The organism is Aquimarina ulvae (assembly GCF_053613295.3).
Genome location: NZ_JBSIBP030000003.1, coordinates 439,191 through 454,871, shown reverse-complemented (window position 1 = coordinate 454,871; position 15,681 = coordinate 439,191). Strand labels below are relative to the sequence as shown.

At 32.2% G+C, this 15,681-nt stretch carries 18 protein-coding genes; 12 read left to right on the top strand and 6 right to left on the bottom strand.

Annotation, left to right across the window (positions count from 1 at the left end; all coding sequences use genetic code 11):
• Window positions 1-65: 65 nt before the first annotated feature.
• The 4 genes from ACWGOQ_RS09025 to ACWGOQ_RS09010 are packed head-to-tail and all read left to right on the top strand — an operon-like array spanning window position 66 to window position 3,014.
• Window positions 66-617: an RNA polymerase sigma factor gene (locus ACWGOQ_RS09025; RefSeq protein ID WP_452057619.1), complete on the top strand. Its 552-nt coding sequence runs from the start codon at window positions 66-68 to the stop codon at window positions 615-617.
• Window positions 614-1,177 carry a hypothetical protein gene (locus ACWGOQ_RS09020; protein ID WP_452057618.1) on the top strand — a complete coding sequence of 188 codons (564 nt, stop codon included), beginning with the start codon at window positions 614-616 and terminating at the stop codon, window positions 1,175-1,177. The genes ACWGOQ_RS09025 and ACWGOQ_RS09020 overlap by 4 nt, the downstream gene beginning before the upstream one ends.
• Window positions 1,158-2,258, top strand: coding sequence for a DUF4097 family beta strand repeat-containing protein (locus ACWGOQ_RS09015; protein WP_452057617.1), 1,101 nt, complete (start codon window positions 1,158-1,160; stop codon window positions 2,256-2,258). The genes ACWGOQ_RS09020 and ACWGOQ_RS09015 overlap by 20 nt, the downstream gene beginning before the upstream one ends.
• A 21-nt stretch (window positions 2,259-2,279) precedes the next feature.
• Window positions 2,280-3,014, top strand: coding sequence for a head GIN domain-containing protein (locus ACWGOQ_RS09010; RefSeq protein WP_452057616.1), 735 nt, complete (start codon window positions 2,280-2,282; stop codon window positions 3,012-3,014).
• Between the two features lie 86 nt (window positions 3,015-3,100).
• Here ACWGOQ_RS09010 and ACWGOQ_RS09005 read toward each other — a convergent pair whose 3' ends face one another.
• A complete protein-coding gene (locus ACWGOQ_RS09005) occupies window positions 3,101-3,550 on the bottom strand; it encodes a cold-shock protein (protein WP_452057615.1) in 450 nt (149 codons plus the stop codon).
• Between the two features lie 413 nt (window positions 3,551-3,963).
• On the opposite strand from ACWGOQ_RS09005, the gene ACWGOQ_RS09000 reads away from it, so the two are divergent.
• The gene (locus ACWGOQ_RS09000; protein WP_452057614.1) at window positions 3,964-4,566 is read left to right on the top strand and encodes a pseudouridine synthase; all 603 of its coding nucleotides are present in this window, start codon (window positions 3,964-3,966) and stop codon (window positions 4,564-4,566) included.
• A gap of 120 nt (window positions 4,567-4,686) precedes the next feature.
• Here ACWGOQ_RS09000 and ACWGOQ_RS08995 read toward each other — a convergent pair whose 3' ends face one another.
• The 5 genes from ACWGOQ_RS08995 to ACWGOQ_RS08975 form a co-directional block, all read right to left on the bottom strand.
• The gene (locus ACWGOQ_RS08995) at window positions 4,687-5,319 is read right to left on the bottom strand and encodes a CatA-like O-acetyltransferase (protein WP_452057613.1); all 633 of its coding nucleotides are present in this window, start codon (window positions 5,317-5,319) and stop codon (window positions 4,687-4,689) included.
• A complete protein-coding gene (locus ACWGOQ_RS08990; RefSeq protein ID WP_452057612.1) occupies window positions 5,319-6,008 on the bottom strand; it encodes an HAD family hydrolase in 690 nt (229 codons plus the stop codon). The genes ACWGOQ_RS08995 and ACWGOQ_RS08990 overlap by 1 nt, the downstream gene beginning before the upstream one ends.
• Complete coding sequence (locus tag ACWGOQ_RS08985; RefSeq protein WP_452057611.1) at window positions 6,001-6,270, bottom strand: hypothetical protein; 270 nt, start codon at window positions 6,268-6,270, stop codon at window positions 6,001-6,003. The genes ACWGOQ_RS08990 and ACWGOQ_RS08985 overlap by 8 nt, the downstream gene beginning before the upstream one ends.
• 311 nt (window positions 6,271-6,581) lie before the next feature.
• Window positions 6,582-8,273, bottom strand: a complete 1,692-nt coding sequence (gene ettA, locus ACWGOQ_RS08980; protein ID WP_452057610.1) for an energy-dependent translational throttle protein EttA — start codon at window positions 8,271-8,273, stop codon at window positions 6,582-6,584.
• 51 nt (window positions 8,274-8,324) lie between these two features.
• On the bottom strand, window positions 8,325-8,507 hold the full coding sequence (locus ACWGOQ_RS08975) for a CAL67264 family membrane protein (protein WP_211073417.1): 183 nt from the start codon (window positions 8,505-8,507) through the stop codon (window positions 8,325-8,327).
• Window positions 8,508-9,247: 740 nt separating this feature from the next.
• Here ACWGOQ_RS08975 and ACWGOQ_RS08970 point away from each other — a divergent pair.
• The 7 genes from ACWGOQ_RS08970 (at window position 9,248) to ACWGOQ_RS08940 (ending at window position 15,661) form a co-directional block, all read left to right on the top strand.
• The gene (locus tag ACWGOQ_RS08970) at window positions 9,248-10,876 is read left to right on the top strand and encodes an acyl-CoA carboxylase subunit beta (RefSeq protein WP_452057609.1); all 1,629 of its coding nucleotides are present in this window, start codon (window positions 9,248-9,250) and stop codon (window positions 10,874-10,876) included.
• Between the two features lie 137 nt (window positions 10,877-11,013).
• Window positions 11,014-12,756, top strand: a complete 1,743-nt coding sequence (locus ACWGOQ_RS08965) for a helix-turn-helix domain-containing protein (RefSeq protein WP_452057608.1) — start codon at window positions 11,014-11,016, stop codon at window positions 12,754-12,756.
• 113 nt (window positions 12,757-12,869) lie between these two features.
• Window positions 12,870-14,006 (top strand): CARDB domain-containing protein, encoded by a 1,137-nt coding sequence (locus ACWGOQ_RS08960; protein ID WP_452057607.1) that lies wholly within the window; start codon window positions 12,870-12,872, stop codon window positions 14,004-14,006.
• A gap of 215 nt (window positions 14,007-14,221) precedes the next feature.
• Complete coding sequence (locus ACWGOQ_RS08955) at window positions 14,222-14,845, top strand: hypothetical protein (protein ID WP_452057606.1); 624 nt, start codon at window positions 14,222-14,224, stop codon at window positions 14,843-14,845.
• A gap of 87 nt (window positions 14,846-14,932) precedes the next feature.
• Complete coding sequence (locus ACWGOQ_RS08950) at window positions 14,933-15,085, top strand: hypothetical protein (protein ID WP_452057605.1); 153 nt, start codon at window positions 14,933-14,935, stop codon at window positions 15,083-15,085.
• Window positions 15,086-15,150: 65 nt separating this feature from the next.
• Window positions 15,151-15,351, top strand: coding sequence for a hypothetical protein (locus ACWGOQ_RS08945; RefSeq protein WP_452057604.1), 201 nt, complete (start codon window positions 15,151-15,153; stop codon window positions 15,349-15,351).
• Between the two features lie 127 nt (window positions 15,352-15,478).
• Window positions 15,479-15,661 (top strand): hypothetical protein, encoded by a 183-nt coding sequence (locus tag ACWGOQ_RS08940; protein WP_452057603.1) that lies wholly within the window; start codon window positions 15,479-15,481, stop codon window positions 15,659-15,661.
• Window positions 15,662-15,681: the final 20 nt, after the last annotated feature.

Here is a 15,681-nt window from a genome sequence, read left to right as displayed (position 1 = left end):
AAATTTTCTTAAAACTGTAACAAAATAATAGGATCTATATCTTTATATAAAGTAAACTGAAGTTTTTGACACTAACTAAACTAAATACTGAGCAACTGGTAGAAAGATGCCGCAAATGTGATCAGGGAGCACAGATGGAAATTTATAATCGCTATTATAAAGCTATGTACAATAGTGCTTTTAGGATTATAAAAGATTCTGCAGAAGCTGAAGACGTAATGCAGGAAGCGTTTTTAACAGCTTTCACTAAGCTATCGATGCTGGAAGATAATAAGTTATTTGGTTCGTGGTTAAAAAGAATAGTTATTAATTCAAGTCTTACAATATCTCGTAAACGTACTATTTATGGTGAGGTCCCTTTAGAAACCGTAGCATATGCGCTTACAGATGAAACAGAAGGGGTTGTAAGAGATGAATTAGCAAGTGTTAAAGCAAATGCTGTTTTACATACACTAAAAGAATTAAAAGAAAGCTATAGTACTGCATTATCATTACACCTTATAGAAGGGTATGATTATGAAGAGATCTGTGAAATTTTGAATATATCGTATTCTAATTGTCGTACACTTATTTCTCGCGCAAAAGAAAGTTTACGAAAAAAATTACTAGTTGCATGAAAACTGAAGATGAAATAGAAAAATTGTTTAAACGTATGGAAAATCAACTTGATATTTTTGAACCATCGGCTGATCATAAGATACGTTTTTTAGAAAAGCTACAAGAGCAAAACAACGTTGTAACCTTACACCCTAAAAAACGAAATTGGATCAAACCATTAGCAATTGCTGCTTCTATTGCTATACTTATAGGAATGGTATCGATTGCTCCTATTTTTAAAGATAAAGAAAAAGCTGATTTAGCAAGTGTTTCTCCACAAATGGAGGATACCCAGAATTTTTTTACAGTAGCTATTACTTCGCAGTTGGAAGAAATTAACAACAATTCTTCTGCGGCAACTGCAGAATTAGTTACAGATGCTATGCTGCAATTACAAAAATTAGAAACTAGTTATGAAATTCTAAAAAAAGACCTAGTAGAAAGCAGTAATGACAAGAGAGTAATCAGCGCGATGGTTAAAAACTTTCAGAAACGAGCATTATTACTGGAACAAGTACTAGAAAAAATTAACAATGTCAACGAATTAAAATTATCAGAAAATGAAACCAATATACTATAAAATAATCTGTATACTATTCCTAGTGCCTGCAATAACTATTGCAAGTGGAGACAATGGAATGAAAGGAAAATATACCAAAGAAAAATCATTAAAAAAAGAGTTTTCGGTAAGTAGTGATGCTTTATTAAAAATCAGTAATGACTACGGAAACCTAGATGTCACTTCTTGGAATCAAAACAGGATTGTCATGGAAATTAGCATAAAAGTTAATGGAAATGATGAGGAAAAAGTGATACAAAAGCTAGAAAGTATTGATGTAGTTTTTGAGGCTACCTCCCAATTAGTCAGCGCAAAAACTACCTTTGATAAAGATGGAAAATCCTGGTGGTCAAAACTTTCAGATGGTTGGGGAGGAAGTAATATAAAAATGGAAATTAATTACACGGTCAAAGTTCCCGCTACAAATAGTATTGATCTTAGCAATGACTATGGAAGCATCACACTTGATAAAATAAAAGGTAATGCAAGAATAAACTGTGATTACGGACAAATTATCATTGGTGAATTAATGGGAAATGATAATTACATCAGTATAGATTATACACATAATAGCACCATAAAGTATATTAAAAATGGAAAAATAAATGCTGATTATTCTGATTTCATTTTAGAAAACGGAGAAGAAATACTTCTTAATGCCGATTATACTCAATCCACAATAAAGGCGGTAAAAGAACTTAATTACAATTGTGATTATGGAAGTCTAAAAGTAGAAAATGTAGTAATTTTTAAAGGAAACGGAGATTATCTAGATACCAATATCGGAAATGTCAGTAAGGAAATCGATATCAACTCGGATTATGGATCTATTGATATTCAAAACCTGGAAGCTACCACAAAAAACGTTACCATAAGAACTGATTACACTGGTGTTGATATAGGTTATAGTGCCAATTTGAATTTCGATTTTATTATTAAAACATCTTATGGAGGTATCAATCTGGATGATGATATTAATACGCTAAAAAAGAATAAAGATAACTCCAGCAAAGATTATCAAGGTTATCACGGTCAAAAAAATAATGGGGCGACAATTAGTATATATACTAGTTATGGTGGAGTAAAACTAAGAAAAAATTAATCATCAAATATTCAATCAATTATGAGAACAGTAACAATTATTTTAAGTTTAGCGTTGTGCGGAGTAACATCGATTCACGCACAATGGTGGGGGAACGGTAAAAAAATAGAAGGTGATGGTAACGTAGTTACCAAAACCAGAAGCTTGTCAGACTACGATCAGGTAAAAGTTAAAGGAAGCTTGGATGTAGCACTTGTTTCTGGAACAGAAGGAGCGATAAAAATCGAAGGAGAAAGTAATCTCATTCCATATGTGAAAACCGAAATCGAAGGTGAAGCATTAAAAATTTATGTTGAAAAAGGATATTACCTAAAAGTAAGTAAAGGCAAAAAGCTATTGATTACTGTTCCTTTTAAGGATTTAGACGAAGTGAGTTTATCAGGATCCGGAGATATTTATGGCAACGATGTTATCAAAGCTTCGAATTTTAAAACCAGTGTTTCTGGTTCTGGAGACATTAGGCTCGCTGTAGAAGCTATTCGTATGGAAAGTTACGTTTCAGGAAGCGGAGATTTGGAATTAAGAGGTACTACAGATAATTTGGAATGCAAGGTTACCGGATCAGGAGATGTAAAAGCATATGACCTGAAAGCCAAAGATGTAATTGCATCTGTAACAGGCTCTGGAGATATAAAAATTACTTCTACTGCTTCTTTAAAAGCTCGTGTAACTGGTTCTGGAGATATTGATTATCAAGGGAATCCAGAAAGAGAAGACAAAAAGGTTTCTGGTTCTGGAGATATTACCAGGCACTAAAAAATAGTACAGTAAAATCAAAAAGGCAATTACGAATAATTATATGTAATTGCCTTTTTGATAATTTATTTTATTAAGTGTAAGTGTTAAACTTTCTTAACTCTTACTGCATTCAATCCTTTCATTCCCATTTCTAGTTCAAAAGTAACTTTATCCCCTTCTTGCACTTCTTGCATCAAACCATTGACATGCACAAAATATTTTTCTTGAGATTCTTGCTCAGTAATAAAACCATATCCTTTAGAGTCATTAAAAAATGCTACTTTACCCTTTTTGATAGGATCCTCTTCGACATGTTCCTTTTTAGGAATACCAATTTCTATATTCTCTGCTTTTACTTTTTTCTTTTTTGAGGGATCTGGAGGAGTATCTGTAAGGTGGCCATTTTCATCAACATAAGCAATCATATTATCGAAACCACTCCCCTTTTTAGAATTTGCTCTACGTTCCTCCTTCTTTTTCTGCTTTTCCTCTCGTTTCTTTAATTTCTTTTTTTCTTTTTCAATCTTGCTAAAAGTCTGTTGTGATTTTGCCATTCAGTATATGTATAATTAATTTTTAAAATATGAACTGTCATCGAAATACTAAACGAATGATTGGAAAATGACAATTCTAAAAGATTGATTTACCGAACAATTAACCCAGTGGTTACAACGACCAAGTACAAAGAGCATAAAATAGCAATCGATTTGTACTTATTTTTTACAAAGATAAATGATCCTTTTTAAATTAACTAATTTGATGTATCCAAAAAAATATAGCTTTCGGTTCAGTAGTATTGATATTACTTAAATATTCCTGAAGTACAAGGTAACTAAATACAGTTTCAATTAGTTAAATACCTAGTATCAATGCTCACTTTAAATTATAAAAAATTCGTATCACGTTTTTACAATTATTACATTTGACGGTATTTAATTAGTATTCCATTATAAACATTGAATCCATAATGCTCAATAATAAGACGGAAGATCATAGACATTTTATGATATACAAACCGTACGGCTATCTAAGTCAATTTGTTAACAATGGTCAAAAGCAACATTCCAAAAAACTTCTTGGAGAACTATTTGATTTCCCAAGTGGAATCATGGCTGTTGGACGATTAGATGAAAAATCAGAAGGATTATTGTTACTAACAACAGATGGTAAAACGAGTAATCTTATTTGTAGTGGTGGTATAGAAAAAGAATACTATGCACAAGTGGATGGAAATATTACTGCTGATGCTATCATAATGTTGCAAAATGGTATTGAGATTGGTTTTGACGGAAAAAAATACACTACAAAGCCCTGCAAAGCTTTTAGAATTAAAGACTTTCCTGATCTTCCCAAAAGATCAAAAAAAATAAGAGATGAAAGGCATGGCCCTACCAGTTGGGTTTCTATCACATTACAAGAAGGTAAATTCAGACAAGTCCGAAAAATGACATCTGCAATTGGTTTTCCGACATTACGATTGGTTAGGGTTAGAGTTGGAAATATTAGACTACAAAGCATGCACGTTGGCGAAGTGATTGAGTTAAAAGAAATATTACAGCAAGGCAATTAGGATACTACTTGATCTAATTTTATGTAAAAAAATCTAGTGAATACATAAGTCATTTAAATAGGTACTATTATCCTACTGTTTCCTTTTTAAGGCTCACACTACAATCTAAGAAGTCTGTAATTACTGGTTTAACAAACGCTGAAATTCTTCCAGAAATAACCCTACATGGTAACCATCCATCAGTCCGTGATGTACATGAATAGAGATTGGTAAATTCATTTTATTACCTTCTTTTGTATATTTTCCAAATGAAATTTTGGGTACACTATCCCGATACTGAAAATGCCTGGCGTGAGAAATTCCTGTAAAATTATACCAAGGAATTGAGGAAATATGTAGACTATCCGTTCGTTTTGCATCATCATTATGTCGCAATCCTACTGAGTTTTTAACAGCTTCTATTTCTAGAAGCGCATTTTTCTGGAAAACTTTAAAATCTTCATCAAAAGTTATAAACGAAAAACCAAATGTATGATCTTCTCTTCCGATAGTGGCAGAAGCATGTACTTGATCGTACACGTATACGTTGTTTTCTTCTATTCTATATCGAAAAGGTTCTACCTTATTAGCTGCTTTAATTGCTTTATGTAAGTAAAACAAAAAATATGGGTAACCATTGTCTTTAATTTTTTGATACCCTGACGTAAAATCTACCGTTGAAACTATTCCAAAAAATGGTTCATCAAAAGCACTAAAAAACTCATAATGTTCTTTTCTATTCCAAGTCTTGAGATTTAGTTCCCTTTTATTCATTACAAATATTTTAGTAATTCTTTTGAATTGGTCAAGCTTCTAAAATTAGGATGATCGATAGCTCCGTGATGTACCTCATGCACCCAGGTGGTATGAAATGGAATATGAAATGCATGCGCACCAATAGTAAGAACGGGTAAAATATCTGATTTTAGCGAATTGCCAACCATCAGAAATTCCGTTTCGTTAATATCTAGATGGTTTACGAGTTTTTTATACTGCTTTTCTGTTTTATTGGAAACAATTTCTATATGATGAAAATACTTTTCTAAACCTGATTTAACCAATTTTCGTTCCTGATCCAATAAATCACCTTTGGTAGCTACGACCAACCGATATTTTTTGGATAAATATTGAAGCGTCTCTTCTACTCCATCTATCAACTCCACTGGTTCCTGTAGCATCTGCTTCCCTTTTGCGATTAGTTTTTCAACCAACTGGATAGTTATCTTCCCATTAGTAATCTTGATGGCAGCTTCTATCAACGAAAGTGTAAAGGGTTTGATACCATAACCATACAAATCGAGATTTTGCATTTCTACCTCAAAGAGAAGTTTATTAGCTTGCTCTTTAGGAAGATACTCTGACACTAATTCACAAAACTCATCTTCAGCTTTTCTAAAAAATGTTTCATTTACCCATAAGGTGTCGTCCGCATCAAAAGCAATAACTTTAATATTTTCAAGCATCAATTACAGTGGTTATTAAAAAAATAAACAATTTTGGGTAGTGCATTAATATCCTGACCAAATTCATTTGATTTAATTCTTTCCATAAGTTCATTACAATCTGAAAAAAATCATCAATGACTTTTTGAAATTTCTTAAATCTCGAACCATGTTTAATTTTCGTTACAAAATTATCATTATGTTGTCCTAAAAAATATGTTATGTAAACTTCTCCATTTTGACCGGTAATTTCATTTAGAAAGTATTCCAGTTTTCCTGCCATCAACTTTTCAAGTCTATAAACTCTATTCGTTTTCCCTATTTCTTTATAATATTCTTTTTTACGTTCCCTTTTCTACTTACCCAGGTTACGGACTTTACTAAATTTTTATTGTATACCTGTTTCTTACTATTTGCATTGGGTTTGATAACTATTTTGTTCGTTTTAATATTTATTTTACCTGCAAATTGAGAACCATCATGTAAAACTAATGTATCTTAATAAGAAACTAGCGCATTTACTAAATTAGATATGAATATTGCTACAAATAACAAATAGAACCTAGAAAAAACATAACATACAGATTAAAAAAATTATCGCACTAATTTTTTATACTTAATACGTTTTGGCATTAAATCTCCGCCTAGACGTTTCTTCTTATTTTCCTCATAATCAGAAAAACTACCCTCGAAAAAATATACCTGAGAATCTCCTTCAAAAGCTAATATGTGGGTACAAATTCGATCAAGAAACCAACGGTCGTGAGAGATAACCACCGCACAACCGGCAAAGTTCTCAAGTCCTTCTTCTAAAGCTCTTAATGTGTTGACATCAAGATCGTTAGTAGGTTCATCTAAAAGTAACACATTACCTTCTTCCTTAAGTGTCATTGCTAAATGTAATCTATTGCGTTCTCCTCCGGAAAGCGTGGATACTTTCTTATTTTGTTCGCTTCCTCCAAAATTAAAACGACTTAGGTATGCTCTAGAATTTACTTCTTTACCTCCCATCATGATTAAATCGTGTTCATCACTAAAGTTCTGCCAAATCGATTTATCCGGATCAATATTAGAATGCGCTTGATCTACGTAGGCGATTTTTGCAGTTTCCCCTACAGTAAAACTACCTTTGTCCGGAGTTTCTTCACCCATAATCATCTTAAAAATAGTAGTTTTCCCCGCTCCGTTGGGTCCTATGATTCCAACGATTCCCGCCTGAGGAAGTTTAAAATTAAGATCTTCATATAACAGTTTATCACCATACGCTTTACTGATTCCCGAAGCTTCTAATACATTAGTTCCTAACCGAGGTCCATTTGGAATATATATTTCTAATTTTTCATCCAGCTGTTTTTGATCCTGGCTCATCAATTTATCATAGTTCTTCAAACGTGCTTTTTGCTTGGTTTGTCTTCCTTTAGCACCCTGACGAACCCATTCTAATTCTCGTTCTAATGTTTTCTGACGCTTTGAAGCTGATTTACTCTCTTGTGCCAAACGTTTAGACTTTTGATCTAACCAAGAAGAATAATTTCCTTTCCAGGGAATTCCTTCTCCTCTATCCAACTCTAAGATCCAACCTGCAACATTATCTAAGAAATATCTATCGTGAGTCACTGCTATCACTGTTCCTTTATATTGAGCCAAATGATGCTCTAACCAATGTACAGATTCTGCATCTAGATGGTTCGTTGGTTCATCTAATAATAATACGTCTGGTTCCTTTAGCAACAAACGACAAAGTGCAACCCGTCTTCGTTCCCCACCCGATAGCACTTCTATTTTTTTATCTGGATCCGGGGTTCTTAAAGCGTCCATAGCAATTTCTAGCTTGGTGTCAAGCTCCCATCCATTACCTGCATCAATTTGATCTTGTAAGACTGCCTGTCGATCCATAAGCTTCTGCATTTTATCCGCATCGCTATATACTTCTTCCAGACCAAAACTATCATTGATTTTATTATATTCATTAAGAACAGCAACCATCTCTGAAGCTCCTTCTTTTACAACCTCCATAACTGTTTTGTCCGGATCCAATTGAGGTTCTTGTTCTAAATATCCAACAGTATAATCAGAAGAGAACACTACATCACCTTGATAGTTCTTATCAATACCCGCAATGATCTTAAGCAACGTTGATTTCCCGGAACCATTAAGTCCCAGAATACCAATTTTTGCACCGTAAAAAAAACTTAAATATATATTTTTTAGAACTGGAGTATTTGCACTTTTATAAGTTTTTGTAACTCCAGACATAGAAAAGATAATCTTTTTATCGTCTGACATAAGCCCCTAAATTATTTTAAATAATATCTTTTAATCTTAATTCTTAATTAGTTATACTCTACCCTTCAAGGCATTAAATACCCAAGCATTTGCAAGAAATCCAACGCCAACCGCTGCAAAACCCCAACCAGAAACATCTCTGTATCTAAAAGCTCCCAAAGCTATCAATCCAAGTCCAGCTAGAATCATTATAAATGTAGCCCACGCTAATACTGTATTTTTATTCATTCCCATAGCAAGTTATTTAGTTTAGTGTTTTTTAGTATCAAATCAAAAACAGCATACAAATATCGGTATTTTATCGTCAAAAAACAGCTTTTTGTATAGATCTTCAACTAATCAAATATCTTATCTATTGTCAAACAGATAGTTATCGAAGTGATTTTAATAAAAACAGGAACTTATATGGTAAGTACCTGTTTTATTACTAATTGAAAACGTTTCAATGTTATTTACAGAAGTTTTAAATTGAGTTCAATCAGCAACAATATCCTACTGCAGAAATTTCTTTGAACCCGGATTTGTAGGTTTCGGTAAAACCATTAGTCTTTTTTCTGTAAAATTGTGATCTTGTGATTTCTTATTATCATAATAATCCGTTCGAAACTAAATTGTACTATCTATTTGTTTAGCAATTGACATTATATTTTCATCGTAAGGTAACTCTTCTGTAGTAAAGTTCACTAAAAATAGTATAGCAAGGACACCAACAAGAATAGGTTTAATTTCATTATTGATATTATTGTAAAACTCATACTTAAATAACTGTTTTTAAGGTAAATATAACACTGCTTTCTTTTGTTAAAAATCTAAAAAAAAGATATTAGCCAACTGTAATATAACGGCTTATAGATATATCAACCGGTAACGTTTATGAAACTTATATATGAAAAATCAATCCATGTATTTCGTTTCGGTTTTAATGATTTAAAAACTCTCTGATTTTTGTATTTTCGTGCAAACAATACACACAAATGGATATAAACTTCAATAAAAACGAAGACCACAATAAGCTACTGGTCTCTGCCCTACGTCAAAAACTAGCAAAAGTAAAGCTGGGAGGCGGAGAAAGAAGAATTGAAAAACTACACGCCAAAGGCAAAATGACAGCCAGAGAACGAATAGACTATTTGTTAGACAGTACTGCTGAAGCAATAGAAATTGGAGCGTTTGCAGGTGAGGACATGTATTCTGAACATGGCGGATGCCCTAGCGGCGGGGTTGTCATCAAAATAGGATATATTAGTGGTAAGCAGTGTATCGTAGTAGCTAATGATGCCACCGTCAAAGCTGGTGCGTGGTTTCCTATTACTGGAAAAAAAAATCTAAGGGCACAAGAAATTGCCATGGAAAATAAATTACCGATTATATATCTTGTAGATAGTGCCGGAGTTTATCTCCCTATGCAGGATGAGATTTTTCCTGATAAAGAACATTTCGGAAGAATATTTAGAAATAATGCGGTGATGAGTAGCATGGGGATTACCCAAATAGCGGCTGTTATGGGAAGCTGTGTTGCTGGAGGTGCTTATTTACCAATAATGAGCGACGAAGCCTTAATTGTTGATAAGACCGGAAGTATTTTTCTTGCCGGTAGCTACTTAGTAAAAGCTGCTATTGGTGAGAGTATTGATAATGAAACATTAGGTGGTGCAACAACACATTGCGAAATTTCTGGTGTAACAGATTATAAATCTAAAGATGATAAAGATGCGTTGGATACTATAAAAAATATAGTATCCAAAATCGGAGACTTTGATAAAGCTGGATATAACAGAATCAAAGCTTCTAAACCAAAAGAAAACCCAGAAGATATCTATGGAATTTTGCCAAAAGCAAGAAACGAACAATATGATATGATGGAAATCATTTATCGATTAGTAGATGATTCAGATTTTGAAGAATATAAATCCGGTTATGGTCAAACTATTATCACGGGATATGCACGTATCGATGGATGGGCAGTAGGCATTGTTGCAAATCAACGTAAGATTGTAAAGACAAAAAAAGGCGAGATGCAATTTGGAGGGGTTATCTACTCTGATTCTGCAGATAAAGCAACTCGCTTTATCGCTAATTGTAATCAGAAGAAAATTCCGTTGGTATTTTTACAGGATGTTACAGGGTTTATGGTTGGGAGCAAAAGTGAACACGGAGGAATCATAAAAGATGGCGCAAAGATGGTAAATGCAGTAAGCAATAGTGTTGTACCAAAGTTTACTGTCGTTATAGGTAATTCTTACGGTGCTGGAAACTATGCGATGTGTGGTAAAGCTTATGATCCTAGGTTAATATGTGCCTGGCCAAGTGCAGAGCTTGCTGTTATGGGAGGTGCCCAGGCTGCCAAAGTACTAACACAAATAGAAACTGCTTCCCTAAAAAAGAAAGGAGAAAAACTCTCTGAAGAGGATGAAAAAGTACTCTTTGATAAAATTAAAGCAAAATATGACCAACAAATCTCACCATATTATGCGGCTGCAAGGATATGGACTGATGCGATTATTGATCCATTAGATACCAGAAAATGGATTTCTATGGGGATTGAAGCTGCAGACCACGCTCCGATAGAAAAACCATTTAATCTTGGAGTGATACAGGTGTAAGGAATAACGATTCCAATGTTCAATTAAAGTAGTAGTTATTTTAAAGTTGCATTACTATTAATAGGTATTTGATCCAAATACTGTAAACATAAAATTTATATATCTAAATACTTTTTAGATATCGTATCTTTTTACTTATGAGAGTTATTACAGTACCCTTATTATCAATAATACTATTGATGTCTTTTTATGAAGCATTGGCTTTTCAGGAAAAAAGTATTTCCAAAACAGACACGGAGTTTATTTTGAATGAAATCGATCATGATACCATACAATCTTACTTATTTCAGAAAATAGGAAGTGATGCTGAACTGGCTGAAGAAGGTTATCAACTTTATCTAGCTAGAGGTATCAAAGAAGAAAACGATACCATTCAATTCTTTTCTTCCTATTATTTGGGGTATATCAAATATAAAAGTAAAAATTATGATTTAGCCATAGAGCATGCCAATACTGCTGTAAAAATTGGTGAAAAATTAGGAAACGGAAATTATACAATAAGTGGATTGTCCATTACTGGTGGGGCATATCAAAAAAAAAGAGATCGAAAAAATGCGCTAAAACAATATTTATTAATGAAAAAGATTATAAAACAATATAATCTTACACAACACGAAATTGAAAATTTAATAAGTATTGGTCAAATCCGTATTAGACTGGATCAACACGAAAAAGCATTAGAAGCCTTAAAAGAGGTATTAGCATTATTAGAGAAACCAACATATAAATCTCAGAATAATTATGATGCTAAGTACTTATCTGCTGTTCAGGGTATTGGAGTTTGCTACTATAAGATAAATGATTATGATGAAGCCTTAAATTATGATTACAAAGGACTACAATATGCAGAAAAACAAGGGCTCAAAGAATATATTATAGACTTCAATCTCAATATAGGAGAAGCATATATTGGTAAGAAAAAATATAGCAAAGCACTTTCTTATTTAGAAATTACCAAAGCCGACATTTTAAAAGAAAACAAAAAAAATGATCCGGATCTTTTTACAGCTAACCTTCACATAGCTACTTGTCTTTATGCGCAAGAAAAGTACAGTGAAGCAAAATATCTATTATTAGATAACTTTGATCTTATAAAGGATGATATAGAAGTCGAAAAAATACAAGAAGTATATGCACTAGCAATCCGATGTGGTGAAAAACTAAATGATACAAATCTGCAATTTAAATATACTAAAGCATACAATAAAATTATCGATTCTCTATATCAAAATGATATGAGCGCGCAAGAAAAACTGTATGACCATGATCTAGAAAACCTAGAGGAACAAAATCAAGATCTAGTTTCCAGAAATACCCTTTATATTATTAGTTTTTTAGTAACATTAATTGTAGCTGTCATAGCCTCGATTTTTTACGTTAAAATCAAACGTAAAAATAAACTTTTATACGAAGAATTAAAGACTGAAAGAATACAAGAAACAACGTTAAAGGCAAACCCTGTGACTCTTTCAAAAAAAGAATTTATCACTGACAAAAAAGTAAAAAGTGTATTAAAAAAATTATCATCCATAGAAGAAACCAAATTTTACTTACATATGGATTGTAATCTTTATAACACGGCGAAAAATATTGGAACTAATACCACATATTTGTCTAAAATAATTAACGAATATCGCAAACAATCTTTTAATGATTATATAAATGAACTAAGGATTAAATATTTTAGAAACAAACTAAACACTGATGCAAAATTTCGCTCATATACTATTAAGGCGATTGCTGGTGAGTTAGGGTACGGAAGTGTCAACACCTTTGCATCTGCTTTCAAAAAGCAAACTGGATTAAGTCATTCGTACTATATTAAGAAAGTAATTAAAGAAATAAATGATGCAGAGCAATCCTTTCGAATAACCTCTTAAATATCCAGTAGAATAATATCAATTTTATAAAATTGATGTTTATAACTATCTAATGATATTAGTACTATCTATGTAAGCTTTATTTTTACAATACGAATACGAAAAACTAAATAATGAACTACAAACAAGTACTATACTATCTATTTTTTCTAATAATTTCATCAACAACTTCTTTTTCACAAAATCACAATGATTATTTTGACATTACCATAAATGTTGATGTAAATGTTAATTCAGGGGAAATAGAAATCAATCAATCAGATATTCTAGACCTGAAAGTCTTAGCTTGGGGAATAATAACCATAAATGTATATGGAAAATATGAGGAATCTTTACAAATACCTCCTACAAAGAAAAATATAGTTTTATTTATACATCCTAATTTTATACAAACTACCTTAACTCCTATTATCATACCACCCACTCGCCCAGATCCAGGTACAAGAACTCAATCAACAATAAGGAATGAGGCAACGGTTTTATTAGGTAGCTTTTATCTTGATCTAGTGCACTATAATGAGCTTGTACCTAGGGATCATTTATTTACTTTAAGAGTAGAAGAAAATGCGAATAATACTATAGTTGATGAAAAGGAATTCAATGTAGATATTTACGATTCTAATTCTTTAGCAGATTTAGAAATAACAAATGCCGAAGTGCTAGAAAGCAACTTAGGTGGAATTAGGGATGGAGTAATTATCAAAAGCTATATAGAAAACATTGGGGAAAAGGATGTGATCAAGAAATCTAAGCTTAATTTTTATTCGAATAAAGAAAATGATTATAAGTTATTAGGATCAATCATATTGGAACCGGTAGGCAAAGGAGAAAGGAAATCTGTTTCTTTATTTTTTAGTGATAATACGTATCAAAAAATTGTCAATGATTATGTATTTATCGTAGCAGACTCAGAGAATGAAATATTCGAACGAGATGAGTATAACAATACATTTAGATATTATGTTCCAGAGTTACAATCGGCCAATACTAATATAAAGGCCTATCCTAATCCATTCGAGGATATGGTAAATTTCACATTTTTTATGAGTAAAAAATCACACCCTATAGTTGTTCTCACCATCTATGACAGAAATGGAAATTTTTGTAGTAAACAAGGTTATTGGAGATCCCCTGATAATAGTGCAAAGACAATATCATACGCTAATGATGTTCTACCTCCTGGTAGATATATTTATGGCCTTTTAGTCAACAATATTCAATTTTACGGCACTATCTTAAAAAAGGAATAGTACCACTAAAATATCAATCTGAAAAAAGCGATTTCATTAATTTAAGAAATCGCTTTTTTCATGAGTAAAATCCTATAGAAAATCTATTTATAAACAAGATCAAATTTATAAAACTGACTTTTCTTCTTTTTCTTAATCAATGATTTACATATAATTTTACCAATGTATTCTAGTCGACGAGAATCATAAATCATTTTAAAACCATAATTAATAACATGAAAAATCATTTAAGAATAATTACAGTAATGTTTCTATTAATAACTGTTCACAGTTGCCAAAAAGAAGATGATTCTTTTATGGAAGAACAAGTGCTTTTAGAAAATAAAATTAATGAAAAAAGTAATCCCGAATACCTCATTGTATGTTCTGAAGATGGGATTCCTAGCGGATACTTCGTTGAAGAATATATATTCAATAGCCAATGTTCAAATTCGAATTTATTTTTAGGTATTTATAATTCGGCTATCGTAAAAAGAGATGGAACTCCAAGATTAACAAATGCAGGGCCAGGATGTAATGATAATTATTGTATTTGGATCAAAGGTTCTAATTTTGATAACAATTCTTATGTAGATATCAGAACTACTACCGGTTCTAGTATTATAGGAACTTATAGAGGTTCTAATCGTACACTAACAACAAATGCTCAAGGACAACAAGTCATTACATTACGATTATCATCTCAATATGAGCGCAATCAATTTGCTAGTAGAGGATTACGCATTTGGGTAGTAAATCCTGATCCTAGAAAGTGGGCTGATGGTAGAACTGTACGTAGACCTAATACAGGAGGTGACGGAAATCCAATAGATCCACCTTGCAATCCAAATTGCCCATAAATCGGCAAATAGCCAAAGCTATATAATTGATTCAAAAAGGCGGAAACTGAAAAGCCAATGACAGAGTAGGTAACTAAAACTAAAATTATGTTAGACAACATTCTAAACTTAGAAGGGATTAACAAGCTAAACAAAAGCGAACAACAAACTATTAAAGCAGGAACGTACTATGGAGATCTATGCCTTAGTCTTTGTAGCGGACGTTGTTCTTTTGGACGTTGTTTTGAACAAATAGATTAATTACAATTTCCCCAAAGTTATACTTAGGGGATTTTTTATGTACTATAATTTTAAAATACAATATCATGATTCATAAAGTTATAAAAATAAATGGAGTTGTTCTTCTTAAAAAAGAGGATCAAAAATCGATTCAGGGAGGTGCTTACGGATGTCAAAATGTAGCGAGAAAGTGCATTGATGATAGTGATTGCTGTTCAGGAAATTGTGGAGTTGAAAAAATAATCAATGGAAACCCTATTACACTTGCTATATGTTCTTTTACCTAAAATAATAATTAGGAATATTCTGAACAGGTTTGAGTATAATTAAATTAAGAAACTTCTCAACGAAAACAGACAGAAAACGGCAACTGTCTTAAAGTATTTGTTACACATAAAAACAAATAATCTTAAAATGAAAAAAATAACACAAGTAAAGGGAACTCAAGTTTTAAACAAGCGAGCGCAAAAATCTATAAATGGAGGTAATATTGGCATGCGCTGTTACAGTAACTCTGATTGTAGCGCTTTAAATTCGATACCTGGCTTTGAATATGAAGAATTCTTTTGTTTTTGGGGAATGTGTCAAATAGCATAACATTTTTCATTTCTTCAAAA